Here is a 25,499-nt window from a genome sequence, read left to right as displayed (position 1 = left end):
GTAATGCGTATCGCGAACATGGCCGCAGGCTGGCCGCTCGCCGCCACCCTGATGGCGGCAACCATCGCCGGCACGGCATCGCAGGCCCCGGCGCAAACCGCCGCCGCAGCACCCGTGCTCCAGGTCAATACCGGTCGCGGCCGGCTGATCACCCTGCCCCGCCCGATTACCGATATCTTCGTCGCCAGCGATGCAGTCGCAGACGTCCAGGTAAAGTCGCCGACGCAAATCTACGTGTTCGGCAAGGCGACCGGGGAAACGTCCATTTCGGCCACCGGACGCGGCGGCGCGGTGGTCTATTCGGCGACGGTCCGGGTCGGCAACAATCTCGACTCGATCCAGCAAATGCTCAATCTGGCGATGCCGGAATCGCAGATCACCGCCACCCCGATGAACGGTCTGGTGCTGCTGACCGGTGTCGTCCTGTCGCCGTCCGATGCGGAAGAGGCCGCGCGACTCGTCCAGGCCTATGTCGGCGACAGCACGAAAGTCCTCAGCCGCCTGAAGACCGCGACGCCGCTTCAGGTAAACCTGCAGGTCAAGTTCGCCGAGGTCAGCCGCAGCTTCATCAAGAATATCGGCACGAACTTCTCCACCGTCGATCGCACCGGCGGCACAACCAAGTTCGGCGCGACCCGCGGCACACCGGGCAGCACGTTCGTACCGGGCGGACCGCTCGGCGTCGGCTTCTCGGAAGTCCCCTCTGGAGCCAGTCAGGTCAAAAGCGGCGCAGGCACCGTGCTGGGGCTTGCCGGCAAGGTGCTGGGCCTCGACCTTCTAGGCTCGCTCGATCTAGGTGAGACGGTCGGACAGGTCTCGACACTGGCGACCCCGAATCTGACCGCATTGTCCGGCGAAACGGGTACGTTCTTGGTCGGCGGGGAGGTTCCGATCCTGATCAGCCAGGGCCAGGGCGCCGTTTCGGTCGAATACAAGCCGTACGGTATCAGCCTGACCTACACGCCGACCGTATTGGCCGACGGCCGAATTTCGCTGCGCCTGCGCGCCGAAGTGTCCCAGCTGACGGCGGCGGGTTCGGTGCAGCTCAACAATACCGTGATCCAGGGCATCAGCACGCGGCGCACCGAAACCACCGTCGAACTCGGTTCGGGCCAAAGTTTCATGACTGCCGGATTGCTTCAGAACAGCCACGACAATTCGATCGACAAGACGCCGGGCCTTGGCGACCTGCCGATCCTGGGTGCGCTGTTCCGCTCGAACGGTTTCCGGCGCAACGAGACGGAACTCGTCATCGTCGTGACGCCGTATCTCGTGAAGCCGGTCAACGCGAACGACATCGTGCTGCCGACCGACGGTATCGAGGCCCCGACCGATCTGGAACGCGTGCTGCTCGGCAAGCTGGGCGGCGGGAAGACCGGTGGCGATCGTCCGAAGCCGACAATGGCACCGCCCACGACAGCGACCCCAGCCTTCGGCGCCGTGGCTCCGACGCTGCCCGCCCCGAAGGCGGACGTCCGCCGCGAGGAAAAGGCCGAGCCGTCCAAGTCGAAAAAGGGCGCGGCTCCCGCACCCGGATTCTCGTTCAATTGACCGCCGTCAGCAGGAAGAAACCCATGATCTCGCCCAAGTCAAAGCGCAGCATCCTGATCGCTTCCGCTCTTGCCCCGGCCTTGTTGCTGGGTGCATGCGGCACGCCGAACAGGGGTCTCGAAACGGTGCATCAGCCCGTCGTTGCCCGCACCGATTACGTCTTCGACGTCGGCAGTGCCGGCAATCGCCTGGCACCGGGTGAGGCGCAACGCCTCGCCGGCTGGATGGCCGGGCTGCGGCTCGGCTACGGCGATCGGGTTTCGGTGGACGATCCGTCCGGGCCGGGCAGTGGCGTGCGAGACGACGTGCAGACGCAGCTTGCCCGTTACGGCCTGCTGGTCTCCGAAACGGCACCGCCGACCAACGCTCCGATCGCACCGGGCATGATCCGCGTCGTCGTCAGCCGCATGAAGGCGACGGTACCGGGCTGCCCCGATTTCAGCCGCGTGTCCGGCATCGAATATGAAGGCAACATGTCGTCGAACCAGGGGTGCGCGACGAATGCGAATTTCGCCGCGATGGTCGCCAATCCGGCCGATCTGGTGCTGGGCCAGGTGGGCGCCGATTCCCCGGACACCGCGGTCGCGACCAAAGCCGTCGATTCGTACCGCAAGGCCACGCCCAAGGGGGGCAAATAAGCCATGAACGCACCCTTCAACCCTGGCAAGCTCGGCAACCGCGACCCGTTCGTCGCCTTCGTTTGCGATGAGACGACGGCCGAGGCATTGCGCCCGGTCGTCGGCGAAATGGGCTGGGCACCGGAAAAGGTGAACAAGGGCGGGCTGCGCAACGCGGTCCAGTCCCTATCCGTCTCCGCCTCGCCGCAGATCCTGTTCGTGGATTTGTCGGAAAGCGGTGATCCGCTGAACGACATCAACGCGCTGGCCGAGGTCTGCGAACCTGGTACCGTCGTGATCGCCGCCGGCCAGATCAACGACGTCCGCCTGTACCGCGATCTCGTCGTCAGCGGTATCCAGGATTATCTGCTCAAGCCGCTCAGCCCGGACATGCTGCGCGAGGCGTTTACGCATGCGCAAACGATCCTGAACGCACCGAAGGCCGCCGACGCCAGTGTCGAGCGCCCGCATTGCTCTACCGCGATCATTGGTGCGCGTGGCGGTGTCGGTGCGTCGACCGTCGCGACCTCGATCGCCTGGCTGCTCAGCGACAGGGGCAAGCGCACCACCGCTTTGCTCGATCTCGACGTGCATTTCGGCACCGGTGCGCTGGCGCTCGATCTCGAACCGGGCCGCGGCCTGACCGATGCGATCGACAATCCCAGCCGCATCGACGGCCTGTTCATCGAACGCGCGATGGTACGCTCCAGCGATATGCTGTCCGTGCTGTCGGCGGAGGCGCCGATCAACTCGCCGATCATGACGGACGGCAGCGCTTTCTATCAGCTGCAGGAGGAGATGCGCGCCGCGTTCGAATGTACCGTGGTCGATCTGCCGCGCGGCATGCTGGTCCAGCATCCGCACCTGATCGCGGACGTGCAGATCGCCGTCCTGGTGACGGAGCTGACGCTGGCCGCCGCGCGCGATACGATCCGCATCCTGTCGTGGCTGAAATCGAATGCTCCGCAGACGCAGGTGTTCGTGCTGGCGAACCGCGTGCATGCCGGTCAGTTGGAGATCACGCGCAAGGATTTCGAAGGCTCGATCGAGCGCAAGATCGATCACGTCGTGCCCTTCGATCAGAAGCTGGCGGCGCAGGCGGCCAAGCTCGGCAAGCCGATGGCCGAAGCGGGCAAGGGCTCGAAGACGGTCGCTGCGCTCGGCGACCTCGCCACGCAGTTGATGGCGTCCGGCGACGCGGCCAGCGAGGACGCTCCGCCGCGCAAGGGCGCTGCGAAGCAAGGCGGGTCGTTGATCGGGAAGTTCGACCTGAAGGCGATGCTGTCCAAGAAGCCGAAGAAGTAGAATTTCGCCGCCTGGTGCAGGTCGCGCGACGTCGATTGACGCCGCGGTAACGAAACGGAGCGCATGATACCGCGATGGAAATGATGCCGTTCATGATGTTGGTCGGGGGCGCGGGCGCCGTGCTCCTGCTGCTCGTTCTGGCCTTTTCGGGGCCATCGGCGCAGCGTGCGCAAGCGCGCCGTCTCACGTCGCTCCGCGCGCGCCACAGCGATGTAGAAAACGTCGTCGAGGCGCAGATGGCACGGCGGATCTCCGCGGCGCGCGCCAATCGGATGGACGGATATGCGTCGCAGTTCCTGCCGCGGCCCGCCGAACTGAAAAAGCGTCTGGCGAAAACCGGGAAGCCGTGGACCGTCGGGCAATATGGCCTCGCGACGCTTGGCATCATTGTCGTGGTTGCTGGGCTCGGATGGCTGAAGGGGCTGCCGATATTGCTGGCCCTGCTCGTCGGCGTGATGCTGGGCGCTGGCATCCCGCACTTCGCGGTCGGGTTCTTCATCAAGCGCCGGGTTGCGCAATTCACCACGAAATTGCCGGACGCGATCGAATTGCTGGTGCGCGGGCTGCGGTCCGGCCTGCCGATCACCGAGACGATCGGCGTGGTCGGCAGCGAGATGAAGGGGCCGGTCGGTGTGGAATTCCGCACCGTCACCGACAAGATGAAGATCGGCCGCACGATGGATGCGGCATTGCAGGACACGGCCGACCGGCTCGGCACGCCCGAATTCCAGTTCTTCGTCATCTCCATCGCGATCCAGCGGGAGACGGGCGGCAATCTCGCCGAGACGCTCGCCAACCTTGCGACCGTATTGCGCATGCGCGGTCAGATGAAGCTGAAGATCAAGGCCATGTCGTCGGAATCCAAGGCATCGGCGTACATCATCGGATCGCTGCCATTCATCGTGTTCGGCATGATCTGGATGATCAATTCCAGCTACATGCAGACGTTCTTCATCGATCAGCGACTGATGGTCGCAGGCGGCGGCGGGCTGTGCTGGATGGGCATCGGGGCCTTCATCATGGCCAAGATGATCAATTTCGAAATCTGAACAGGGCAGCGGGTAACGATCATGGGCGAAGGCGCCGGACCTAAGATCCTCGGGGTCGATGTGATGATGGTGGCGACGTTGCTCGCCGGTGTCGCCGCGTTCGCCGTGCTGCTGGCGATTTACGCCGCGACGACGGTACGCGACCCGATGACCAAGCGCGTCAAGGCGCTGAACGAGCGGCGCGAGCAATTGAAGGCGGGCATTACCGCCTCCACCAAACGCCGTGCCAAACTGGTCACGAAGAACGAGACGACCGACCGGATCAAGTCGCTGCTGTCGGGCATGAAGGTGCTGCAGGACAGCCAGGTGAAGGCCGCGCAGATCAAGCTGATGCAGGCCGGCATCCGGTCGAAGGAATATGCGGTCGCGGTCATCTTCGGTCGCCTGGTGCTGCCGATCGTGTTCGGCGCGCTGGCGATCTACCTCGTCTATATCGCCGAGATGTTCCCGGAGTACGGGTCGCTGAAGCGCTACGGTATTGTCGCGGGTACGTTCATCCTCGCCTACAAGGCGCCCGACATCTTCCTGAAGAACAAGATCAGCAAGCGATCGGATGCGATCCGCAAGGGGTTGCCCGATGCGCTGGATCTGCTCGTCATCTGCGCGGAAGCGGGCCTGACGGTCGATGCGGCATTCCAGCGCGTGGCCCGCGAACTGGGCCGCGCCTATCCCGAACTCGGCGACGAATTCACGCTGACTGCGATCGAACTCGGCTTTCTGGCGGAGCGGCGGCAGGCATTCGAGAACCTCGCGATGCGCGTCAACCTGGATGCGGTGAAGGGCGTCGTCACGACGATGGTGCAGACGGAAAAATACGGTACGCCGCTTGCGTCCGCGTTACGCGTCCTCTCGGCCGAGTTCCGTAACGAACGAATGATGCGCGCCGAGGAAAAGGCTGCGCGGTTGCCGGCGATCATGACGGTGCCGCTAATCCTGTTCATCCTGCCGGTGTTGTTCGTGGTCATTCTGGGTCCGGCGGCATGCTCGATCTCCGACGCGTTCAAGGGCGGGATCTAACCCGCCTGCTGAACGGTTGAGCGCGCGAGGACCCGGCCAGAGGATCGGGACCGCGCGCCGGACGATCTCCGGCTGATCGGGCCGGAGCGACCATGATGCTGTTCACCACCTTACCGCAATTGATCGCGCTAATCGTCCTGTTCGCGGCGGGGCTGTTCCTGGGATTGGGACTGCATCCCGGCGGACGGAAGTGGAAGACACGGTACAAGGAGGAAAGCGACAATTACGCTGCGTTCCGCCGCGAGGCCGACGCGACGCAGCGGAATTCGAACCAGCGTATCAAGGATCTGGAGACGGAGCTCGCCACGGCGCGCGAACAGGCGGCGAACCGACCGGATGGACGTCGCGCCGATCCGACCACCTACGTCACGACGGCGGCGCCCGTCGCGGCCGCATCGGCGGCGGCGTCGGCACGAGCAACGACCGATCTTGATAGCCGCGACCTGACGCGGATCCGGGGCATCGACGTGCCTTTGGCGCGCCGGCTGAACGACCTCGGCGTGACCCGCTACGAGGACGTCGAATCGTTCAACGATGAAGATGAAATGGCGCTGGAAGAACGACTTGGCTTGCCGGCAGGCTATATCAAGCGTGAGCGGTGGCAGGAGCAGGCACACTTGCTGCGCACGGGCCGCGACGGCGAGCATTCCGAGCGCTTCGTGAACCGGTAATTACCGCGCCGTCATCCCGGGCCGGACCGGGATGACGGCACATCGGGTGACTTACTTCTTGCTGGCGAGCGCTGCCTGCGCCGCCGCAAGCCGGGCGATCGGCACGCGGTAGGGCGAGGCGGAGACGTAATCGAGGCCCGTGGCTTCGCAGAACGCGATGCTGGCCGGATCGCCGCCATGTTCCCCGCAGATGCCGAGCTTGATACCGGGGCGCGATGCCCGGCCGCGTTCGGCGGCGAGTTCGATCAACTGGCCGACGCCCTCGACGTCGAGGCTGACGAACGGGTCCTTGGCGTAGATGCCGCGTTCGACATAAGTGGTCAGGAAGCGCGCGGCGTCGTCGCGGCTGACGCCCAAGGTGGTCTGCGTCAGATCGTTCGTACCGAAGCTGAAAAACTCCCCGATTTCGGCGATCTCACCGGCCATCAGCGCGGCGCGGGGCAGTTCGATCATCGTGCCGACGAGATATTCGATCGTCCTGCCCATGTCGGCGAAGACCGCCTGTGCGGCCTTGTCGACGACCTGCTTCATCAGTTCCAGTTCGCGGCGCGTGCCGACGAGCGGGATCATAACTTCCGGAATGGGTGCGTCACCGGATTTCGCCGCGACCTCGACCGCCGCCTCGAAGATCGCTCTCGCCTGCATCTCGTAGATTTCGGGATAGGTCACGCCGAGGCGGCAACCGCGATGGCCGAGCATCGGGTTGAATTCGTGCAGTTCCGCGGCCCGCCGCTTGAGCACGTCGACATCCACGCCCGCCGCCTTGGCGACTTCGGCGAATTCGGCTTCCTCATGCGGCAGGAATTCGTGCAGCGGGGGATCGAGCAGGCGAATGGTGACCGGCAGGCCGGCCATCACCTCGAACAGCTGGATGAAATCGGCGCGCTGTTCGGGGAGCAGGCGATCGAGCGCGACGCGGCGGCCGGCCTCGTCCTCCGCGAGGATCATCTGGCGAACCGCGGTGATCCGCGCGGCATCGAAGAACATGTGTTCGGTACGGCAGAGACCAATGCCCTCCGCGCCGAACTCGCGTGCGACCTTCGCATCCAATGGCGTTTCCGCATTGGCGCGCACCTTGAGCCGGCGGACACCGTCGGCCCAGGTCATCAACGTGCCGAAATCGCCCGACAATTCGGGCTGCACGGTCGGCACCGCACCGGCCATCACCTCGCCCGTCGTGCCGTCAATCGTGACGATATGGCCGGCGCGGATCTCGCGACCGGCGACGCGCATCACGCCCGCCTTGGCATCGATCGCGATCGAACCGGCACCCGAGACGCAGGGGCGGCCCATGCCGCGGGCGACGACCGCCGCGTGGCTGGTCATGCCACCGCGCGCGGTGAGGATGCCCTTTGCCGCGTGCATGCCGTGAATATCCTCCGGGGAGGTTTCGGTGCGGATCAGGATGACCGATTCGCCCGCCGCCGCGCGCTTTTCCGCAGTGTCGCTGTCGAACACCGCCATGCCGGATGCGGCACCCGGCGATGCGGGCAGGCCCTTGGTCAGCACGTCGCGGATCGCCTTGGGATCCAGCGTCGGGTGCAGCAACTGGTCCAGCGCCTGAGGCTCGACGCGCGACACGGCTTCCTCGCGCGTGATCAGCCCTTCCTCGGCCATGTCGACCGCGATCTTCAGCGCAGCCTTCGCGGTGCGCTTGCCCGATCGGGTCTGCAGCATCCACAGCTTGCCCTGCTGCACGGTGAATTCGATATCCTGCATGTCGCGGTAATGCGTTTCCAGCAGGTCGAACACCTTGGCGAGTTCGCCATACACTTCCGGCATCGCCTCTTCCATCGAGGCGGGCTTGGCCCCTGCCGCCTCGCGCGCGGCGACGGTCAGATATTGCGGCGTGCGGATGCCGGCAACGACGTCTTCACCCTGCGCGTTGATGAGGAATTCGCCGTAATAAGCGCGGTCGCCCTTGGCCGGATCGCGCGTGAAGGCGACGCCGGTGGCCGACGTATCGCCCATATTGCCGAACACCATCGCCTGCACGTTAACTGCGGTGCCCCATGCGGCAGGGATGTCGTTGAGGCGGCGATAGACCTTCGCGCGCTCCGACTGCCACGATCCGAACACCGCACCGACCGCGCCCCAGAGCTGATCGTGCACGTCCTGAGGGAACGGCTTGTCCCACTGCTTTTCGACCAGGGCCTTATATTCGGCGACCAGCGCCTGAAGATCGTCGGCGGTCAGTTCGGTATCGAGATAATAGCCCCGATCTTCCTTCGCGATCTCCAGCGCTTCCTCGAACGCGCCGTGATCCAGTTCGAGCACGACATCCGAATACATCTGGATGAAGCGGCGATAGCTGTCCCAGGCGAAGCGCGCGTCGCCGGACGTTTCGGCAAGGCCCTTCACGGTTTCGTCGTTGAGGCCGAGGTTGAGGACGGTGTCCATCATGCCCGGCATCGAGGCGCGTGCCCCGGAGCGGACCGAGACGAGCAACGGATCGGCGGCGTCGCCGAACGTCTTGCCGGTGATCCCCTCGATATGCGCGATGCCCTTGGCGACCTCGTCGCGCAGCCCCTGCGGGAAGGCGCGGCCCTCGTCATAATAGACCTGGCAGAATTCGGTCGAGATGGTGAAGCCCGGCGGGACCGGCAGGCCGATCGACGCCATCTCCGCCAGGTTCGCGCCCTTGCCGCCCAGCAGGTTCTTGTCGCCCTTGCCCCCGTCCGAGACGCCGCCACCGAAGCGATATACGTACTGACTCATCTTGATCCCCGTTTGTATCGCCGGGCATACCCGGTATTCTGAAATTGACTAAGTTGACAACACGTATGGCTTGTTCAGCCCCCCTCGATCTTCGAAAAGTCCGCAACGGCGTGCACGGCAGCACGCACGCGGGCGAGCAGCGCAAGCCGCGCCTCGCGCTTTGCGGGATCGGGGTCGTTCACGATCACGGTGTCAAAGAACGCATCGATCGGCGCGCGGAGGCTGGCCAATGCCGCCATCGCGCCTTCGAAATCCTCCGCCTCGACGGCTGCCTGCGCACGGGGGCCGGCGTCGTAGAGGGCGGCGATGAGGGCAGCTTCGGCTATTTCGGGCGTGTAGGACAGGGACTTCTCCTCCCTCTCCCCGCTTGCGGGGAGAGGGTCGGGGAGAGGGGCAGTCTCGGAAGACGGCGCTTGTGACTGCCCCTCTCCCCTGCCCTCCCCCGCAAGCGGGGAGAGGGAGTATTGCCTTCCTTTTTCAGGATGTTGGCGGCGCGTTTGTAGCCGGCGAGGAGGTTGGTGCCGTCAGGGGTGCCGACGAACGCCTGCAGCGCGTGGACGCGGGCGAGCAGACGGACGAGATCGTCCTCCTCGCCGAGCGCGAAGACTGCGTCGATCAGGTCGTGGCGAACGCCGGCTTCGCGTTGCTGGACTTTCAGGCGGTCGGCGAAGAAGTCGAAAAGTTGATCGGGGGTATCGTCGCTACCGACCTTATTGTCCCAAAACCCCGAGACCTCATGACGTCCGATGACATCAATCAATCCAGCTCGCAGATTATTCCTGACGATCAGCGATACGATGCCTAAAGCTTGCCTGCGAAGCGCAAACGGATCCTTAGACCCTGTGGGGCGCTCATTTGCAGCGAAAAAGGCGATCACTGAGTCCAGCTTGTCGGCCAGCGACACGGCCACCGTTACCGGAGCGGTCGGAACGTCATCGCCCTGCCCGACCGGTTTGTAGTGGTCGCGGATGGCTTCGGCGACTTCGGGGTCTTCGCCTTGGGCGAGGGCGTAATAGCCGCCCATCAGGCCCTGGAGTTCAGGGAATTCCCCGACCATTCCGGTGACGAGGTCCGCCTTGGCGAGGCGGGCTGCGCGTTCGGCTTGGTCGGCGAGCTTCTTGCTCCCCTCCCGCTCGCGGGAGGGGTTGGGGGAGGGCGTGGCCGCGAGGGGGGCGCTTTGGGTTGGCGCCCCTCCCCGGCCCCTCCCGCAAGCGGGAGGGGAGAAGAATAAGCGACCCCTTCCGCCAGCGGGACAACGATGCCTTCTTCGACCAGCCATCTTGCCAGCTTGGCGACGCGATCGACCTTGTCGGCGACGGTGCCCAGTTTTTCGTGGAAGACGATCTGGCTTAGCTTCTTCGCCTGTTCCTCCAAATCGACCTTCAAATCGGTGTCGTAGAAGAACTTCGCGTCGGACAGGCGTGCGGCGAGGACCTTGCGGTTGCCTTCGACGATCTTGGCGCCGCCGTCGGCCGCGACGATGTTGGCCGTGCAGATGAAGGCGTTGGCGAGTTTTCCGTCGGCGGAGCGGCAGACGAAATACTTCTGGTTCACGCGCGCGGTGAGCTGGATGACCTCGGGCGGTACGTCGAGGAAGGCGGCGTCGAAGCGGCCGAGCAACGGTACCGGCCATTCGGTGAGGCCGGCATTCTCCGCGACCAGGCCTTCGTCCTCGATCAGTTCCAGCCCTGCCTCAGCGGCGAGCGCGGTGGCGGCGTCGCGGATGATCTGGCGGCGTTCGTCCTGATCGACGATGACGTGGCAGGCGCGCAGTTTCTCGGCATAGTCCGCCGCCGATCCGATTGTGATGATGCCCGGATGGTGGAAGCGGTGGCCGACGGTCGCGGCGGAGCTTTTGATGGTCGCATCGGCGGACGGAAAACCGGTTCCCGCTTTTCCTGCCGATGCTCCGGCGGCGATCTCGAACGGCACGATATCCTCGCCGAGCAGGGCGACGAGGCCTTGCAGCGGGCGGACCCATTTCAGGCTTTCGGTCGAGGCGCTGGCGGCACCCCAGCGCATCGATTTCGGCCAGGGGAAAGCGCGAACGATCGCGGGGATCGCTTCGGCCAGCACATCGGCGGTGGCGCGGCCGGGTTTGTCGATGACGGCGAACAGGATGCCGTCCCGCTCGACCAGTTGCTCGCGGGTCAGGCCGGTCTTGCGCAGGAAGCCTTCGAGCGCCTGGGGCGGGGCGCTGGTCTTGGGGCCCTTGGTTTCCTCGGCGGTCGCGGCTGTTTCGGCGGGCAGGTCGCGCGCGATCAGCGTCAGGCGGCGCGGGGTCGCGTAGGTGGTAATAGCGGGCGCGGCGATGCCGGCCTTGCCGAGTTCGGCGACGAACAAGCGGGCAAGATCCTCCCGCGCCTTGTCCTGCATCCGCGCGGGAATTTCTTCGGAGCGAAGCTCGAGCAGGAAATCGGTCATGAGTCAGTTCCTCCCCGGCACGGGGAGGTGGCGCGCGAGGCGTGACGGAGGGGGCGTGCCAGCAGCGTGACGCTCGCGGAGAGGCCCCTCCACCCTTCGCGTGAAGGACGCGAACGGTCCCCCTCCCCGTTCCGGGGAGGATCTGAACGAAGACCCATCATGCGGCCCACCCCGGATACTTTGCCTGCCAGCCTTCGCTATTGTGGTCGATCCACGCCTGGCAGCTGCCTTTCGCGAGATCGCGGACGCGGCCCATATAGGCCTGGCGTTCGGCGACGGAGATGACGCCGCGGGCTTGCAGCAGGTTGAAGACGTGGCTGGCCTTGATCGCCTGTTCGTAGGCGGGAATCGGGAGTTTCGCGTCGAGGCTGTTCTCGCATTCCGCGACATGCTTGCGGAACAGGTCGAACAGGGCATCGGTGTTCGCGACCTCGAAATTCCATTTCGACATCTGCTTCTCGTTTTCGAGGAAAACGTCGCCGTAGCTGACGCCCGCATCATTGAAGGCGAGATCGTAGATGCTGTCCTTGTTCTGGATATACATGGCGAGGCGTTCGAGGCCGTAGGTGAGTTCGCCGGCTACTGGCTTGCAGTCGAAGCCGCCCATCTGCTGGAAATAGGTGAACTGCGTGACTTCCATCCCGTCGCACCACACTTCCCAGCCGAGGCCCCAGGCGCCGAGCGTGGGCGATTCCCAGTCGTCCTCAACGAAGCGGATGTCGTGGACGGTGGAGTCGATGCCGATCGCGGCCAGCGAGCCGAGGTACAATTCCTGCAGATCGGGGGGCTGGGCTTCAGGATGACCTGATACTGATAATAATGTTGCAGGCGGTTGGGATTCTCGCCGTAACGGCCGTCCGTGGGGCGTCGGCACGGCTGGACGAAGGCCGCATTCCACGGTTCCGGGCCGAGCGCGCGCAGAGTCGTGGCGGTGTGAAACGTGCCCGCGCCCATCTCCATATCGTACGGTTGCAGGATCAGGCAGCCGCGTTCGCTCCAATAGTCGTGGAGCTTCAGGATCATGCGCTGGAAGCTGAGCGGCTGGCTCAAAAGTAAAACCCCGTAAAAGACGCGTTCGCAACTGCGAGATGACAAGCGCCGACGCTTTGGCGCAACGCCGATACAGGGTCAACCGGCGCACGGTGAAGGAACTGGATGACCTTCTATGGTTAAAAGCCGTGCGTTGCATCCGCGGGGCGGACGGGTAGAGATCGGCGCATGACCCTACGCCATTCGCTGACCGCCATCGCCCTGCTGTTTTCCGCGCCGTCGGTCGCGCAGACGGCCGCTCCTGCCCCTGCCGTCGCGCCCGCGTCCACCGTCACGCCGATACCGGCGGACCCGGCCTTGTGGGTGGTGAAGGATGCGGACACGACGATCTATCTGTTCGGGACGATCCACGTGCTGAAGCCCGGCGTGCAGTGGTTCGACGAGGCGGTGAAGACGGCGTTCGACGCCAGCCAGCAACTGGTGCTGGAGATGGTCGCGCCGGAACCCGCGGCGATGCAAGCGCTGGTGATGAAGCTGGGCGTGTCCCCCACCGGCCCGACGCTGACCGAACGATTGCCGGCGAAGGACCGCCCCGCCTTCACCAAGGCGGTGACGGACATGGGCATCCCCGCGGGCGCGTTCGACCGGTATCAGCCGTGGCTGGCGGCGACGAACCTGACGCTGCTGCCGATCCTGAAGATGGGGTACGACCCGACCAACGGCCCGGAGACGGTGCTGACTGCGGCGGCGAAGAGCGCGGGCAAGACCGTGACGGGGCTGGAAACGGCGGAACAGCAGCTCGGCTATTTCGCGAGCCTGCCGCCGAAGGTTCAGGTGAAGTTCCTGACCAGCACGGTGCGCGACCTGCCGCAGGTCGAGCCGAAGCTGAACGAGATGGTGACCAACTGGACGCATGGCGAACCGAAGGCGCTGGCCGATTCTGATGAATGCGGACATGAAGGACAGTCCGGAGGTCGCCAAGGTGCTGCTGCTGGACCGTAACAAGCGCTGGGCGGACTGGATCCGGAACCGGCTCGACCAGCCGGGCACGGTGTTCGTCGCGGTCGGTGCGGGGCATCTGGCGGGCAAGGGCAGCGTGATCGAGGAACTGAACAAGCGCCGCGTCCCGTCTGCGCGCATCGCATATTGATCGGGTGCGCGCGCTGGCTGCTGCTGGCGCTCGCGCTGACGGGCTGCGGCACGTTGGCGATCGAGGCGCGCCCGGCGATGTGGCGGGTGAGCGACGCGGATACCGAGATCTGGCTGCTGGGCACGATCCATGCGCTGCCCGGCAACGTTCATTGGGAAACGCCGGCCGTGTCGCGCGCGATCGCGGCGGCCGATACGCTGGTGACGGAGATCGCACCGTCGTCGCCCGACGAGGCGGGGGCGGTGTTTGCGCGATATGCGGCAGCGCAAGGGTTGCCGCCGATATCGGAGCGGGTCGATCCGGCACGTCATCGGGCGCTGAGCGAGGCGGCGGAGGCTGCGGGTGTATCGATCGCGGCGTTGAACGGGCTACGGACCTGGGCGGTGGCGGTGACGCTGGCGGCGGGGCAGATCCGGGCGGCGGGGGCCTCCACCGATCACGGGGTGGAGGCGACGCTGGCGGAGACGTTCGCGGGGCGGCGGCGGGTCGCGCTGGAGACGCAGGCGGAGCAACTGGCGATCTTCAACGCGCTGCCCGAATCGGCGCAACGGATGATGCTGGAGCGGGCGCTGGCCGATCGGGATGCGTTCGCGGTGACGATGCGGGCGTGGGAGGCCGGCGACGTGCGCGCGCTGACGGCGAGCCTGGAACCGGGGGATCGCGAGGCGCCGGAGTCGCACCGGACGCTGGTGACGGAGCGGAACGCGCGCTGGGCGGGCTGGATCGCGCGGCGGATGCGGGCGCCGGGCCGGGTGCTGGTGGCGGTGGGCGCGGGGCATCTGGTGGGGCGGGATTCGGTGGTGGCTATGCTTGGTGCGCGTGGGGTGAAGGTGGAGCGGGTTCAGTAGGGGTTTTGAGGCCGGTCGCTTGCTTCTCACCTCCTTGAAAGGAAAGGTCTTCGCCTTCTCCCCTCCCTGGAAGGGAGGGGTCGGGGGTGGGTCGCGTCCTGGCGATACGGTGGGTTTGGGGTTTGGGTTGGCGGTATCGCCTGGCCTCCACCCACCCCCAGCCCCTCCCTTCCAGGGAGGGGAGTCAGAGGGGCAGCCCCTCCCTTCTAGGTAGCGGAGTCAGCAAGGAGTGCCCCGCCTTGCTTATTCCGGTCGTTTCCTCTAGAGGCGCGCGCTTCCGTGTCAGGGTCATCCCTGGAGGCCTGGGGCGGAATTTGAACCTGCATTTCGGAGCATTATGATGAGCGAACAACTGACGCTCGCAGCCGAGACGCGCGAACAGGTTGGCAAGGGAGCCTCCCGTTCGTTGCGCCGCGAAGGCCGCGTACCCGCCGTGATCTACGGCAACAAGCAAGACCCGATCTCGATTCACCTCGAAGAAAAAGAGCTGATGCGCGCTCTGATGACCGGGCATTTCATGAATTCCACGGTGTCGATCACGGTCGGCGGCAAGGCCACGCTGACGCTGCCGAAGGACGTTTCGTTCCATGCGGTGACCGATCGCCCCGTTCACGTCGATTTCCTGCGCATCGGCGAGCACACCACGGTGCACGTATCCGTGCCGGTCGTGTTCACCGACGAGGAAGAGTCGCCGGGCATCACCAAGGGCAACGGCGTCCTGAACATCGTCAAGCACGAGATCGAACTGGTGTGCGACGCGTCGCAGATCCCGGGTGAGATCACGGTGTCGCTGAAGGGCCGCGAGATTGGCGATTCGATCCACATTTCGAACATCGACCTGCCCAAGGGCGTCGAGCCGGCGATCACCGACCGCGACTTCACCATCGCGACGATCGTCCCGCCGACCGTTCCGACCGCGGAAGACGAAGCGCTGGACGCCGAAGTCGCCGAGACTCAGGCTGCCGAAGCTGCTGAAGCGGCCGAGGAAGCCGAAGCCGAAGCTGCCGACGACGCCGAAGGCGACAAGGCCGAGTGATGTAAGGCCCCTCTCCTTCGGGAGGGGGGTTGGGGTGGGAAAGTCACGAACGTCTTCGTTCCGGACTTCCCCTCCCCCAGCCCCTCCCCGAGGGGGAGGGGAGTTTTAGCGATGCAACTTTGGGTTGGCCTGGGGAATCCCGGCACGCAATACGCGCTCAACCGGCACAATGTCGGTTTCATGGCGGCGGATACGATCGCCGACCTGTACGGCTTCTCTCCCGTCAAGAAGCAGTTCCTCGGCTGGACGCAGGAAGGCCGCGTCGGCAACCAGAAGGTGCTGCTGCTGAAGCCCGGTACGTTCATGAACGAAAGCGGCCGATCCGTCGGCGAGGCGTTGCGCTTCTACAAGCTGGACGTCGATGCGCTGACCGTCTTTCACGACGAACTCGATCTCGCGCCGTTCAAGGTGAAGGTGAAGACCGGCGGTGGCACCGCGGGGCATAACGGCCTGCGATCGATCGACCAGCATCTGGGACCGGATTTCCGGCGCGTGCGGCTGGGCATCGGGCATCCGGGGCATAAGGATCGCGTGCACGGCTATGTGCTGGGCAATTATGCGAAGGCGGAGATGGACCCGCTCGCCGATCTGCTGGGGGCGGTCGCCGCCGAGGCGCCGTGGCTCGCCGCGGGGGACGATGGCCGGTTCATGAGCGACGTCGCCGTGCGGCTGGCCTGAACGACGCACGCGCTACGCCTGCACGACGCCCGCGCCGGGCGGGGTGACCGGTGCGCGATCGCCTGATAAGGCGCACCCGATGACCATAAGATCGCTGTTCGCCACCCGCCTGTATGAAGCCCCGCTGGGCGACGATGCCCTGATCGCCGATCTGGATCGCGCCTGCCGATCGCTGTCGCAGGAGGATCATGCCGGACGCGCGTGGTCGAAAGAGCATGGCTATCGCGGATACACCTCCTACGCCTCGCTGGACGACCTTCCGTACCGCGACCCCGCGTTCGGCGATCTGGTGCGCCAGTTGAACAAGCATGTCGCCGCCTTTGCGCGCGACTGTGCATTCGACCTGCGCGGCAAGAAGCTGAAGCTGGATAGCCTGTGGGTCAACGTCATGAAGCCCAAGGGCGCGCATAGCGGGCACATCCATCCGCATTCCGCGGTGTCCGGCACGATCTACATCGCGCTGCCCGACCGCGCCGCCGGCCTGAAGCTGGAAGATCCGCGCCTGCCGATGATGATGGCCGCGCCGACCCGGACCGACGACGCGCCGGAGGACCTGCAAAGCTTCGTCTACGTGACCCCCGAGCAAGGCACGATCCTGTTGTGGGAAAGCTGGCTACGTCACGAAGTGCCCGCAGGCGACGGCAAGGAAGACCGGATCAGCATCAGCTTCAACTATCGATGAGCCGCGTCTGATCGACATCAAGGCGAAGCAGGCCCCCGCCTCGTAAGATCGCGCGCCATGCTGAAAGGCCCGCTTGATGTCGATCTTCTATTTCAATCTCAGCGATCACACGGTCGATCCGGATGATGAAGGCACCGAGTTGCAGTCCGTCGCGGAGGCGCGTGCACAGGCGATCATGTTCGCCGGCAACTATCTCGGCGATAATCCCGACCTTCTGGATGAGGGCGCGACATTCAAGGTCCAGGTGACCGATGCGGACAGGAAGCCGTTATTCTCCGTCGTGATCACCATAGATGAAGCTGGACCCATATGACTATGTTTGGAACATAAGTTGTGAGAGATCGTTCTTCAGTTATCGTCGTTACGCGTTCATAGGCCACGACGACTGAGAGACGTGGTTGCGCTCCCGCCTTTGGAGGGAATATGCACCGGTACTTCTTCCACCTAATAGAGCGAGGACAGTTCATCGAGGATCTCGAGGGACTGATGCTCGCGGACGAAGAATCCGCGATCGAAGAAGCCAAGCGCAATGCGCGCGGCATCGTGGCGCATGAGATTCGCGACACCGGAACCGCATCGCTGGATCGTGCGATCGAGATCGTCGCCGAGACCGGCGATTTCCGCTTCCGGGTGCCGTTCGACGCGGCATTGTCCATTCGATCCTGAAGCAGCGCAACATATGTTGTGGTGTTGCATTATCGTCCAAATCAACGACCGGACCGTGCACATGAATTAGCTTTGATAGCTACGGAATTGCCGGCTCTGCTGCGGAGCCAGCCGCCTCTTCCGGACAGGAAGGAAGACTGTGGCCAACAAAACGCCCCTCGAGATATTGTACAAACGACTGAATTCCAATTTCAAGTTGGGCGCGACCGAACAGAAGGCGTTAAGCGCACTGGAAATGTCGGTTCGGGAGTTCGAGCCGGGGCAATATATCCTGCGCGAGGGGGATCGCCCGCGTTATTGTGCCTATCTGACCGACGGATATGTTTACCGGCACAAGATCGTCGGCGATGGCGGGCGCCAGATCGTGTCGATTCATGTCCCCAGCGATTTCGTCGACGTGCAGAACATTCTGCTCGATTATGCCGACCATAATATCCAGGCGCTGACCGCGACCACGCTGATCACCGTCCCGGTCGACGATCTGATGAAGGTCGCGATGGAACATGGTTCGGTCAACCGCGCGCTGTGGCGCGAGACTTTGGTCGAGGCGTCGATCATGCGCGAATGGATCGCCAATATCGGGCGGCGCGACGCGCGCAGCCGTACCGCGCACATGCTGTGCGAGGTGGCGCTGCGGCGCGAGAAAGCGGGCCTTGGCGCCCGCGAGACGTTCGACCTGCCGATGACTCAGGAACAGCTTGGCGATGCGCTTGGGCTGACGGCGGTCCACGTCAATCGCACGCTGAAATCGCTGGAGAATGACGGGCTGATCGTCCGCAGCAAGCGGTCGGTGACGGTCGCGGACTGGAACGGGCTGCAATCGGTCGGAGACTTCACGTCCAACTATCTGCATTTCCCACCGTCCGCGTAATAACCGCCTGAAAAATAAGGGTTTTATTTACCGATGTCGCGGCACACTTAAACGGATCAATGCACGGGCATGATCCGCTGCCTATTCTTGTCCTGCCAATAAGGACAACGATCATGCGAGAGGAAGACCTGACCTATCATCACCGCCGGTCGACGATGCAGCGCACGCTTGCCGAGCGCGCGGACAGCCCGGCGATCGCCAAGCTTCATCGCGAGCTTGCCCGGCTGCATGACGATTGCGTGCTGGAGCCGATCGGGCGACGCCGCACGCTGAAGATCGTGGTGCCGACCTGATCCCGATCGTTCCGGCCGCGCCGATATAGACGTGAGGCTGGCTTTGACGGGCGGAACCCCTTATCGGGCTGGCGCAATCGCCGGCGTGGCCGGCAGCACTGATTGCAAGGCGACAAGATGGGTTTTCGTTGTGGTATCGTCGGCCTGCCGAATGTCGGCAAATCGACCCTTTTCAATGCATTGACGGAGACGGCGGCGGCGCAGGCGGCGAATTACCCGTTCTGCACGATCGAACCGAATGTCGGTAACGTCGCGGTCCCCGATCCCCGGCTGGAAAAGCTGGCGGCGATCGCCGGATCGCAGAAGATCATCGAGACGCAGCTGGGCTTTGTCGATATCGCCGGGCTGGTCCGCGGCGCGTCGAAGGGCGAAGGGCTGGGCAACCAGTTCCTGGGGAATATCCGTGAAGTGGATGCGATCGTCCACGTGCTGCGCTGCTTCACCGAGACGGACGTGACGCATGTCGAGGGCAAGGTGGATCCGATCGCGGATGCCGAGACGGTCGAGACCGAATTGATGCTGTCGGACCTGGAGTCGCTCGAAAAGCGCGTTCCGGCATTCCAGAAGAAGGCGACGCAGGGCGACAAGGAAGCGAAGGTCGCGGCCTCTGTCCTTGGCCAAGCGCTGGAATTGCTGCGCGACGGGAAGCCGGCGCGACTGACGCAACCGAAGGACGAGGACGAGGCGCGCGTGTTCGCACAGGCGCAATTGCTGACCAGCAAGCCGGTCCTGTACGTCTGCAACGTCGACGAGGGCGATGCGGCGAACGGCAACGAGCTGTCCGCACGCGTGTTCGAGAAGGCGAAGGCGGAGGGTGCGCAGGCGGTTGTCGTATCGGCGGCGATCGAGGCCGAGATCGCGACGATGGCACCGGAGGAACGCGGCGAGTTCCTGGGCGAGCTGGGGCTGGAGGAAACGGGGCTCGCGCGCGTCATCACCGCCGGCTATTCGCTGCTCCAATTGCTGACCTTCTTCACGGTCGGGCCGAAGGAGACGCGGGCCTGGACAACCCATGTCGGCGCGACCGCGCCACAGGCGGCAGGCGAGATCCACAGCGATTTCGAGAAGGGCTTCATCCGCGCCGAGACGATCGCGTTCGACGATTTCGTCACGCTGGGCGGCGAATCCCGCGCGCGCGAGGCGGGCAAGCTGCGTGCCGAGGGCAAGACGTATGTGGTGCAGGACGGCGACGTCATGCACTTCCTGCACAGCTGAGTGGCGGACATCTGCCCTTCATCTGCCCTGTATCTCCCGACTGCGGGTTAGGCTAAGCATCCCGCGATGCTCGCCCGCCTGATCCTTGCGCTGCTGCTGGCCGCCTTTGCGCTGCCGGCGATGGCGGTCGTGCCGTGCCACGACCAGCAGGGTGCGATGCGCGATATGCCGGCGGGGATGACGATGCGTCACGATGCTCCGGCGTCGATGCCGGAGCATTACCGGAATGCGATCGCGGTCCATGCCTGTGTCGGGTGTATTCCGCCGGTGAGCATCGCGCATCCGGTGTTCGCCGCGCCGCTGCGTCCCGAGGCGATGCTGCGCGCGCCGTCGCTTGCCCGGTTCGACGCGGGCCGATCCACGCCGCCCGCGACGCCGCCGCCACGCCGGGACGCCTGACCGACGGGGAGTGCGCTCCCCGATGTTCGACGTCCTTGCGTGAAAGTATTAATCATGAAGACCCTTATGGTCGCGGCCGGTGCCGCGGCGATCCTGTTGCCCGTGCCCGTTCTGGCGCAGGCGATGGACCATTCGATGCACGGCATGAAGATGCCCGCCCCGCCAGCCGCCAAGCCGAAGCCGAAACCGAAACCGGCAGCGAAGAAGGCGAAACCGGCGGCACGGGCAGTGCCTGCCCCTACCCGTTCACAGACACTGATCGCGCCGCCGGTTGTGTTCATACCTCCGATACAGGCCCCTGCCCCTGCTCCCGTTCCTGCGGAGACCATCCCGCCGCAGGCAGCGCCTGTAGACCATTCCACGATGGATCGCGGCGCCATGAACCACGCGCCAGACTCCGGCGGGATGCAGGGCGGCATGATGATGGGCATGGGCGGCACCGATTATGCGGAAGGGTCGGGCACGTCGCGCCTGCCCGCGCGCGAGGGGATGATGCGCGGCGTGCATGTGATGACGGGCGACTGGATGCTGATGGCGCACGGCTATGCCTGGGGTTCGTATACCGACCAGGGCGGGCCGCGCGGCGCGAACGAGGCGTTCGTCCAGTCGATGGCGATGGTCACCGCGGAACGGCCGCTGGGTGACGGCCTGCACCTGAAACTGCAGACGATGCTGAGTCTGGAGCCGCTGATGGGCGCGCGGGGATATCCCAATTTGCTCGCGACTGGCGAGGTCGCGAACGGTCAGGCGCTGGTCGACCGGCAGCATCCGCACGATCTGTTCATGGAATTGTCCGGGCGGATCGACGTGGATGTCGACGCGGACAGCAGCGTGTTCCTGTATGGCGGTCCGGTCGGCGAACCGGCGCTAGGGCCATCGGCGTTCATGCATCGCAAATCCGCGCAATATCAGCCGCTCGCGCCGATCACGCACCATTGGTTCGACAGCACGCACATCACCTATGGCGTGATCACCGCGGGCTATTCCGCGCCGAAGTTCCAGATCGAGGCGTCTGCATTCAGGGGACGCGAACCGGACGAGCGGCGCTGGAACATCGAAACACCGCGGCTCGATTCGTGGAGCGTCCGGGGCACGTGGACGCCTTCGCCAAGCTGGGCGCTGCAGGTCAGCCACGGACGATTGAAGGAACCGGAGGAACTGGAGCCGGGCGTAAACGAGCAGCGCACCACCGCCAGCGTCCATTATGCGACGGGTCCGCTGACCACGACGCTCGCCTTCTCCGCCAAGAACAAGAATCCGGGGCGCGTGCTGACGGCGTGGCTGGGCGAGGTGAATTACGACCTGGATACGCATCACAGCGTGTTCGGGCGGTTCGAGAGCGTCGCGAACGACGAGTTGTTCCGCGATCCGACAAGCCCGCTGCACGATCGCAAATTCCGCGTCGGCAAGATCGAGGGCGGATATGCGTACCGCATGCCGATCGCCGGGCCGCTGGGGCTCGCGGTCGGCGGGACGGTCGGGACCTATGCGATTCCGGGCGCGCTGAAGGAAGCGTATGGCAAGATGCCGGTCAGCTTCACGCTGTTCGCCAAGCTGGCACTCGGTAACTGACGAACGACGCATGCCGCTCGGCCGGGCTTGTTCCGGCATCCATCGTACCGCAGAGACGATCGCGAGATCGCGGGCGGGTGGATGCCGGGCGGGCCTGAACATGGCCCGTTGGCCCATCGTCACGATGCTGTCGCAGATCGAAGCGAAGGAACGGTGATGCACTGGATTCGACATATCGCCGCGCTCGCCGTCTGCGCCGGGCTTACCGCTTGCACCACCCCGTCCGCATCGCCCCCGCGCACCGCCAGCACGATAGAGGCGCGCGCCCCGGTGACGATCCTGGTGTCGATCGACGGGTTCCGACCGGATTATCTGCGCCGGGGGTATACGCCCAATCTCGACGCGATGGCGGCGGGCGGGGTGCAGGGCGAGATGCGGCCGAGCTTCCCCTCGCTTACCTTTCCCAATCACGAGGCGATGATCACCGGCCTGTACCCAGATCATAACGGAATCGTGTCCAACACGATGTACGACGTGCGGCGGCCGGACGCGAAGTTCACGATCAGCGACGCGCCTCAGGCGACCGATCCGTTCTGGTGGGATGGCGGCGAGCCGTTGTGGATCGCCGCGGAAAAGGCGGGGATCCGGACGGGGGTGATGTTCTGGCCCGGCGTGGAGGCGGCGTTCGATGGACAGCGCCCCAGCGAATGGTCGCGATACGATGCGAACTTTCTGGGCGACCAGCGCGTCCGGACCATGCTGGACTGGATGCGCCGGCCGGCGGCGATCCGGCCGAAGCTGGCGATCGCCTATTTCGATCTGGTCGACAAGATCAGCCACAAGAAAGGCCCGATGGCGCCCGGAACGTTCGCGGCGGTGCGGACCACGGACGAATGGATCGGCGAACTCGTCGCGGGGCTGAAGGACCTGGGCCAGCCCGCCAATATCGTCATCGTTTCCGACCATGGCATGCGCGAGGTTGATCCGGCGCGATCGGTGCTGATCGGCAGCATGCTTCCGAAGGGCAGCTATCGCTGGGCGCAATGGGGGCCATTCGGCGGGATCGATGCGATGCCGGGATATGAGGCGCAGGTCGCCGCCGCGTTGCTGAAGCCCAATCCGCTGATGCAATGCTGGCGCAAGAGCGAGCTGCCCGCGCGTTTCCATTACGGCACGCATCCACGCGTCGCGCAGTTCATATGCCTGGCGCAGCCGGGGGCCGAAGTGGTGGACACGCCCCCGACCAACCATGGCGACCACGGTTACGACCCGGACGATCCCGACATGGCGGCGACGTTCATCGCGAACGGACCGGCGATCCGCGCGGGTGCACCGGCGCCCGCAAAGTTCGACAATGTCGACATATATCCGTTGATGCGCCGCTTGATCGGATTGCCGCCTGCCGCCAAGATCGACGGGAGCGACGCGCCGTTCCGCGGCGTCCTGAAGGAATGACGATGCAGTATTTCGAGGACATCACGGTCGGCACGAAAAGCGCGTTCGGCAGCTATACGGTGACGCGCGAGGAAGTGATCGCGTTCGCCGAACGGTACGATCCGCAAGCGTTCCACCTGTCCGACGAAGCCGCGGCGGAGACCCATTTCGGCCGGTTGTCGGCCAGTGGCTGGCACACCTGCGCGATGACGATGTCGATGCTCGTCGGTCATTTGAAGGCCAGCGAGCAGGCGGGGCTCGGGTCCCCCGGACTGGACGAGTTGCGCTGGCTGAAACCGGTCTATCCGGGCGACACGCTGCGGTGCGAGACGGAGGTGCTGGACAAGCGCGCGTCGAACAGCCGGCCGGAAATGGGGAGTTTCCGCAGCCGGATGACGGTGTTCAATCAGGATGACGTGGCGGTGCTGACGTTCATTTCGATCGGGTTGATCCGTACGCGGGGGGCGTGATGGCTGGATTGCGGGGTTGGTACGGGACAGGTTTCTCGACTTCGCTCGAAACGAACGGTGGACGGGGATGAGGGCGAATCCGTTACCTGCCCGTTCGTTTCGAGCGTAGTCGAGAAACCTTGGCGTCGGTCTCCGCTATCGATTGCCTAGGCGTCGCACGTGGGACAGGTTTTAGGCTTCGCTCGAGACGAACGGAGCGGGGTGGTGTCGCCTTACCCCGCCCGTTCAAGCACTCAGTCCGAACTAGGCCGGCGACCACCGCCACGGCCGCCTGTCTCCTGCGGCCGCCCCTGGAAGGACCGCTGGCCCATGCCTTGACGGTTCTCGCGCTGGAATTGCGGGCGCGCAGTCTGGCCGGGTTGGAAAGCTTGCCCGTTACCGCGCCAGCCCTGCCGACCCGCCGTCCGATCCCGGCCACGATCGCCGCCGACATTGCCGGTGAAGGCGGGACGGTCGGGACGATTGCCACGATCGAAGCCGGGCCGGTTGCGGCCGTCATTTCCGTTCAGGCCCGGACGGTTGCGATCGCGATCGAAGCCCTGCCAGTTCGGGCGGCCCTGACCATTGCCCCAGTTGCGGTTCGGGCCACGACGCCCTTCCCAATAGCGGCGCTGCTGATCGTTCCAGCGATAGGCGCGGCGATCGCGGCCGTAGACGTAATAGCCCGAGCCGGGATAATAATAGTCGCCGTGCCAGCCGTAATAGCCGCCGCCGAACCCGGCGGGATAGAAGCCACCCGCGCCGTAGCCGCCATAATAGCCGTCGCCATATCCGTCATAATAGCCGCCGCTGTTATAGCCGACATTGACGCCGCTATAGCCGTAGCCGTCGGTACAGCCGCCCAGCCCCACCGCGGCAATGAGACCGAGGGCGGCGAGCTTCAATTTCGTGGCGACCATTTCACATCTCCCAAACGCGGAGAGCAGCGTCATCGACGCCGCGTACCTGCGAGACAAAACAGGGGGCGGAACGTTTTCGTTCCGCCCCCTGGCTGTACTCTACGTCTTGAGATCAGGTCTGAATCCTGGTCCGCCCGCAGGCGGATCAATGCTTAACGTTACGCCAGACGTTCTGATACGCGCCATAAGCGAGGAAGCAGAAGACCAGCAGGAACAGCATCGCCGCGAAGCCAACCGTGTGGCGCGCCTGCAACTTCGGTTCCGCAGTCCAGGACAGGAACGCCGCGACGTCCTTCGCCATCTGGTCCACCGTCGACTTTGTGCCGTCCGTATAGGTGACCTGTCCATCCGCAGTCAGCGGCGGGGCCATCGCGATGTTGAGGTTCGCGAAATACGGATTGTAGTGAAGGCCCGCCGGGGTCTTGGCGTCCGGGAACTCCTTCAGCAGCTTTGCAGGCTGGTTCTGGTAACCGGTCAACAGCGAGTAGATATAGGCCGGGCCCTCGTGGCGCGCCTTGGCCATCAGCGACAGGTCTGGCGGCAGCGCGTTGTTGTTGGCGGCGCGCGCGGCGACTTCGTTCGCGAAGGGCGACGGGAAGCGATCCGAGGGAACACCCTTGCGCGTCGCGGCTTCGCCCGTGTCCGGGTTGATCGACGGGATGTTGTCGTAGCTGGCGGCGAATGCCTTCACCTGGCCATCGCTATAGCCCATGTCCTTGATGTCGCGGAACGACACCAGACGCAGCGAGTGGCAGGCGGAGCAGACTTCCTTGTACACCTGCATGCCGCGCTGGACCTGGCGCATGTCGAACTTGCCGAGCGGACCATCGCTGGCCAGCTCCAAATCCCTCGGATGCTTGTGGAATTCATGCTCGGCGGTGGGCGGCGGCGGTTCGGTGATGACCCCCGAAATGCTGCCGAACAGCGCGATCGCGAGAACGCCGGCAAAGGCGATCCCCACGAGCATTGCGATAAAGCGAACCATGTCGATACCCCTCTTGTTC

At 64.8% G+C, this 25,499-nt stretch carries 25 protein-coding genes and 2 pseudogenes; 22 read left to right on the top strand and 5 right to left on the bottom strand.

From position 1 onward, the window contains the following. Positions 1–3 precede the first annotated feature (3 nt). The 6 genes from H5J25_RS05490 (at position 4) to H5J25_RS05465 (ending at position 6,210) form a co-directional block, all read left to right on the top strand. Entirely contained in the window at positions 4–1,551 is a 1,548-nt protein-coding gene (locus H5J25_RS05490) for a type II and III secretion system protein family protein (RefSeq protein WP_202095096.1), read from the top strand. Between the two features lie 23 nt (positions 1,552–1,574). Continuing rightward, entirely contained in the window at positions 1,575–2,189 is a 615-nt protein-coding gene (locus H5J25_RS05485; protein WP_202095095.1) for a CpaD family pilus assembly protein, read from the top strand. A 3-nt stretch (positions 2,190–2,192) separates the two neighbouring features. Continuing rightward, the gene (locus H5J25_RS05480) at positions 2,193–3,473 is read left to right on the top strand and encodes an AAA family ATPase (RefSeq protein WP_202095094.1); all 1,281 of its coding nucleotides are present in this window, start codon (positions 2,193–2,195) and stop codon (positions 3,471–3,473) included. A gap of 74 nt (positions 3,474–3,547) precedes the next feature. Beyond that, positions 3,548–4,522 carry a type II secretion system F family protein gene (locus H5J25_RS05475; RefSeq protein WP_202095093.1) on the top strand — a complete coding sequence of 325 codons (975 nt, stop codon included), beginning with the start codon at positions 3,548–3,550 and terminating at the stop codon, positions 4,520–4,522. 21 nt (positions 4,523–4,543) lie between these two features. Beyond that, positions 4,544–5,539, top strand: a complete 996-nt coding sequence (locus H5J25_RS05470; RefSeq protein WP_202095092.1) for a type II secretion system F family protein — start codon at positions 4,544–4,546, stop codon at positions 5,537–5,539. A gap of 92 nt (positions 5,540–5,631) precedes the next feature. Continuing rightward, positions 5,632–6,210: a hypothetical protein gene (locus tag H5J25_RS05465; RefSeq protein ID WP_202095091.1), complete on the top strand. Its 579-nt coding sequence runs from the start codon at positions 5,632–5,634 to the stop codon at positions 6,208–6,210. Positions 6,211–6,261: 51 nt separating this feature from the next. Here H5J25_RS05465 and ppdK read toward each other — a convergent pair whose 3' ends face one another. From ppdK to H5J25_RS05450, 3 genes and pseudogenes are all read right to left on the bottom strand, one after another. Then, positions 6,262–8,928: a pyruvate, phosphate dikinase gene (ppdK, locus tag H5J25_RS05460; RefSeq protein ID WP_202095090.1), complete on the bottom strand. Its 2,667-nt coding sequence runs from the start codon at positions 8,926–8,928 to the stop codon at positions 6,262–6,264. Between the two features lie 74 nt (positions 8,929–9,002). Further along, positions 9,003–11,352: pseudogene (locus H5J25_RS05455) on the bottom strand (glycine--tRNA ligase subunit beta); the annotation flags it as partial. A 157-nt stretch (positions 11,353–11,509) separates the two neighbouring features. Further along, positions 11,510–12,375 (bottom strand): annotated as a pseudogene (locus H5J25_RS05450) (glycine--tRNA ligase subunit alpha). 195 nt (positions 12,376–12,570) lie between these two features. Between H5J25_RS05450 and H5J25_RS05445 the strand changes: the two are divergent. From H5J25_RS05445 to H5J25_RS05375, 16 genes are all read left to right on the top strand, one after another. Continuing rightward, positions 12,571–13,344, top strand: a complete 774-nt coding sequence (locus H5J25_RS05445) for a TraB/GumN family protein (RefSeq protein ID WP_318781350.1) — start codon at positions 12,571–12,573, stop codon at positions 13,342–13,344. After that, positions 13,298–13,492, top strand: coding sequence for a TraB/GumN family protein (locus tag H5J25_RS21310; RefSeq protein WP_318781349.1), 195 nt, complete (start codon positions 13,298–13,300; stop codon positions 13,490–13,492). The genes H5J25_RS05445 and H5J25_RS21310 overlap by 47 nt, the downstream gene beginning before the upstream one ends. Then, a complete protein-coding gene (locus H5J25_RS05440; protein WP_225883374.1) occupies positions 13,489–14,340 on the top strand; it encodes a TraB/GumN family protein in 852 nt (283 codons plus the stop codon). Before H5J25_RS21310 ends, H5J25_RS05440 begins: the two co-directional genes overlap by 4 nt. Positions 14,341–14,680: 340 nt before the next feature. Beyond that, entirely contained in the window at positions 14,681–15,376 is a 696-nt protein-coding gene (locus H5J25_RS05435) for a 50S ribosomal protein L25/general stress protein Ctc (protein WP_202095089.1), read from the top strand. Positions 15,377–15,487: 111 nt separating this feature from the next. Further along, entirely contained in the window at positions 15,488–16,054 is a 567-nt protein-coding gene (gene pth / locus H5J25_RS05430; RefSeq protein ID WP_202095088.1) for an aminoacyl-tRNA hydrolase, read from the top strand. A 79-nt stretch (positions 16,055–16,133) separates the two neighbouring features. Then, positions 16,134–16,736 carry a TIGR02466 family protein gene (locus H5J25_RS05425; protein ID WP_202095087.1) on the top strand — a complete coding sequence of 201 codons (603 nt, stop codon included), beginning with the start codon at positions 16,134–16,136 and terminating at the stop codon, positions 16,734–16,736. 76 nt (positions 16,737–16,812) lie between these two features. Then, positions 16,813–17,049: a DUF6894 family protein gene (locus tag H5J25_RS05420; protein WP_202095086.1), complete on the top strand. Its 237-nt coding sequence runs from the start codon at positions 16,813–16,815 to the stop codon at positions 17,047–17,049. Positions 17,050–17,159: 110 nt separating this feature from the next. Continuing rightward, on the top strand, positions 17,160–17,402 hold the full coding sequence (locus H5J25_RS05415; protein ID WP_202095085.1) for a DUF6894 family protein: 243 nt from the start codon (positions 17,160–17,162) through the stop codon (positions 17,400–17,402). A 139-nt stretch (positions 17,403–17,541) separates the two neighbouring features. After that, the gene (locus H5J25_RS05410; protein ID WP_225883373.1) at positions 17,542–18,273 is read left to right on the top strand and encodes a Crp/Fnr family transcriptional regulator; all 732 of its coding nucleotides are present in this window, start codon (positions 17,542–17,544) and stop codon (positions 18,271–18,273) included. A gap of 113 nt (positions 18,274–18,386) precedes the next feature. Beyond that, entirely contained in the window at positions 18,387–18,566 is a 180-nt protein-coding gene (locus H5J25_RS05405; RefSeq protein ID WP_202095084.1) for a hypothetical protein, read from the top strand. Positions 18,567–18,683: 117 nt separating this feature from the next. Then, positions 18,684–19,781 carry a redox-regulated ATPase YchF gene (gene ychF, locus H5J25_RS05400; protein WP_202095083.1) on the top strand — a complete coding sequence of 366 codons (1,098 nt, stop codon included), beginning with the start codon at positions 18,684–18,686 and terminating at the stop codon, positions 19,779–19,781. A 66-nt stretch (positions 19,782–19,847) separates the two neighbouring features. Next, positions 19,848–20,180: a hypothetical protein gene (locus H5J25_RS05395; protein ID WP_202095082.1), complete on the top strand. Its 333-nt coding sequence runs from the start codon at positions 19,848–19,850 to the stop codon at positions 20,178–20,180. A gap of 54 nt (positions 20,181–20,234) precedes the next feature. Continuing rightward, positions 20,235–21,752, top strand: a complete 1,518-nt coding sequence (locus H5J25_RS05390; protein WP_225883372.1) for a hypothetical protein — start codon at positions 20,235–20,237, stop codon at positions 21,750–21,752. Positions 21,753–21,762: 10 nt separating this feature from the next. After that, positions 21,763–21,909 (top strand): hypothetical protein, encoded by a 147-nt coding sequence (locus H5J25_RS05385; RefSeq protein ID WP_202095081.1) that lies wholly within the window; start codon positions 21,763–21,765, stop codon positions 21,907–21,909. Then, positions 21,909–23,147 carry an alkaline phosphatase family protein gene (locus H5J25_RS05380; protein ID WP_202095080.1) on the top strand — a complete coding sequence of 413 codons (1,239 nt, stop codon included), beginning with the start codon at positions 21,909–21,911 and terminating at the stop codon, positions 23,145–23,147. Before H5J25_RS05385 ends, H5J25_RS05380 begins: the two co-directional genes overlap by 1 nt. 2 nt (positions 23,148–23,149) lie before the next feature. After that, a complete protein-coding gene (locus tag H5J25_RS05375; RefSeq protein ID WP_202095079.1) occupies positions 23,150–23,596 on the top strand; it encodes a MaoC family dehydratase in 447 nt (148 codons plus the stop codon). A gap of 233 nt (positions 23,597–23,829) precedes the next feature. On the opposite strand, the gene H5J25_RS05370 is transcribed toward H5J25_RS05375, so the two are convergent. Continuing rightward, positions 23,830–24,495 carry a hypothetical protein gene (locus tag H5J25_RS05370; protein WP_202095078.1) on the bottom strand — a complete coding sequence of 222 codons (666 nt, stop codon included), beginning with the start codon at positions 24,493–24,495 and terminating at the stop codon, positions 23,830–23,832. 145 nt (positions 24,496–24,640) lie between these two features. After that, positions 24,641–25,480, bottom strand: a complete 840-nt coding sequence (locus tag H5J25_RS05365) for a cytochrome c1 (protein ID WP_202095077.1) — start codon at positions 25,478–25,480, stop codon at positions 24,641–24,643. Between the last annotated feature and the right edge of the window lie 19 nt (positions 25,481–25,499).

Origin of the sequence: Sphingomonas aliaeris, assembly GCF_016743815.1 — a bacterium.
GTDB lineage: Bacteria > Pseudomonadota > Alphaproteobacteria > Sphingomonadales > Sphingomonadaceae > Sphingomonas > Sphingomonas aliaeris.
Note: the sequence above shows the minus strand (reverse complement) of the source record. Positions and strands in the feature narration are given on the sequence as shown.

What these genes read in the sequence shown, in the direction of transcription:
- H5J25_RS05490 (WP_202095096.1), top strand. Translation starts at nt 4, where the DNA reads ATGCGTATCGCGAACATGGCCGCAGGCTGGCCGCTCGCCGCCACCCTG.
- H5J25_RS05485 (WP_202095095.1), top strand. Translation starts at nt 1,575, where the DNA reads ATGATCTCGCCCAAGTCAAAGCGCAGCATCCTGATCGCTTCCGCTCTT.
- H5J25_RS05480 (WP_202095094.1), top strand. Translation starts at nt 2,193, where the DNA reads ATGAACGCACCCTTCAACCCTGGCAAGCTCGGCAACCGCGACCCGTTC.
- H5J25_RS05475 (WP_202095093.1), top strand. Translation starts at nt 3,548, where the DNA reads ATGGAAATGATGCCGTTCATGATGTTGGTCGGGGGCGCGGGCGCCGTG.
- H5J25_RS05470 (WP_202095092.1), top strand. Translation starts at nt 4,544, where the DNA reads ATGGGCGAAGGCGCCGGACCTAAGATCCTCGGGGTCGATGTGATGATG.
- H5J25_RS05465 (WP_202095091.1), top strand. Translation starts at nt 5,632, where the DNA reads ATGATGCTGTTCACCACCTTACCGCAATTGATCGCGCTAATCGTCCTG.
- ppdK (WP_202095090.1), bottom strand. Translation starts at nt 8,928, where the DNA reads ATGAGTCAGTACGTATATCGCTTCGGTGGCGGCGTCTCGGACGGGGGC.
- H5J25_RS05445 (WP_318781350.1), top strand. Translation starts at nt 12,571, where the DNA reads ATGACCCTACGCCATTCGCTGACCGCCATCGCCCTGCTGTTTTCCGCG.
- H5J25_RS21310 (WP_318781349.1), top strand. Translation starts at nt 13,298, where the DNA reads ATGAAGGACAGTCCGGAGGTCGCCAAGGTGCTGCTGCTGGACCGTAAC.
- H5J25_RS05435 (WP_202095089.1), top strand. Translation starts at nt 14,681, where the DNA reads ATGAGCGAACAACTGACGCTCGCAGCCGAGACGCGCGAACAGGTTGGC.
- pth (WP_202095088.1), top strand. Translation starts at nt 15,488, where the DNA reads ATGCAACTTTGGGTTGGCCTGGGGAATCCCGGCACGCAATACGCGCTC.
- H5J25_RS05425 (WP_202095087.1), top strand. Translation starts at nt 16,134, where the DNA reads ATGACCATAAGATCGCTGTTCGCCACCCGCCTGTATGAAGCCCCGCTG.
- H5J25_RS05420 (WP_202095086.1), top strand. Translation starts at nt 16,813, where the DNA reads ATGTCGATCTTCTATTTCAATCTCAGCGATCACACGGTCGATCCGGAT.
- H5J25_RS05415 (WP_202095085.1), top strand. Translation starts at nt 17,160, where the DNA reads ATGCACCGGTACTTCTTCCACCTAATAGAGCGAGGACAGTTCATCGAG.
- H5J25_RS05405 (WP_202095084.1), top strand. Translation starts at nt 18,387, where the DNA reads ATGCGAGAGGAAGACCTGACCTATCATCACCGCCGGTCGACGATGCAG.
- ychF (WP_202095083.1), top strand. Translation starts at nt 18,684, where the DNA reads ATGGGTTTTCGTTGTGGTATCGTCGGCCTGCCGAATGTCGGCAAATCG.
- H5J25_RS05395 (WP_202095082.1), top strand. Translation starts at nt 19,848, where the DNA reads ATGCTCGCCCGCCTGATCCTTGCGCTGCTGCTGGCCGCCTTTGCGCTG.
- H5J25_RS05390 (WP_225883372.1), top strand. Translation starts at nt 20,235, where the DNA reads ATGAAGACCCTTATGGTCGCGGCCGGTGCCGCGGCGATCCTGTTGCCC.
- H5J25_RS05385 (WP_202095081.1), top strand. Translation starts at nt 21,763, where the DNA reads ATGCCGCTCGGCCGGGCTTGTTCCGGCATCCATCGTACCGCAGAGACG.
- H5J25_RS05380 (WP_202095080.1), top strand. Translation starts at nt 21,909, where the DNA reads ATGCACTGGATTCGACATATCGCCGCGCTCGCCGTCTGCGCCGGGCTT.
- H5J25_RS05375 (WP_202095079.1), top strand. Translation starts at nt 23,150, where the DNA reads ATGCAGTATTTCGAGGACATCACGGTCGGCACGAAAAGCGCGTTCGGC.
- H5J25_RS05370 (WP_202095078.1), bottom strand. Translation starts at nt 24,495, where the DNA reads ATGGTCGCCACGAAATTGAAGCTCGCCGCCCTCGGTCTCATTGCCGCG.
- H5J25_RS05365 (WP_202095077.1), bottom strand. Translation starts at nt 25,480, where the DNA reads ATGGTTCGCTTTATCGCAATGCTCGTGGGGATCGCCTTTGCCGGCGTT.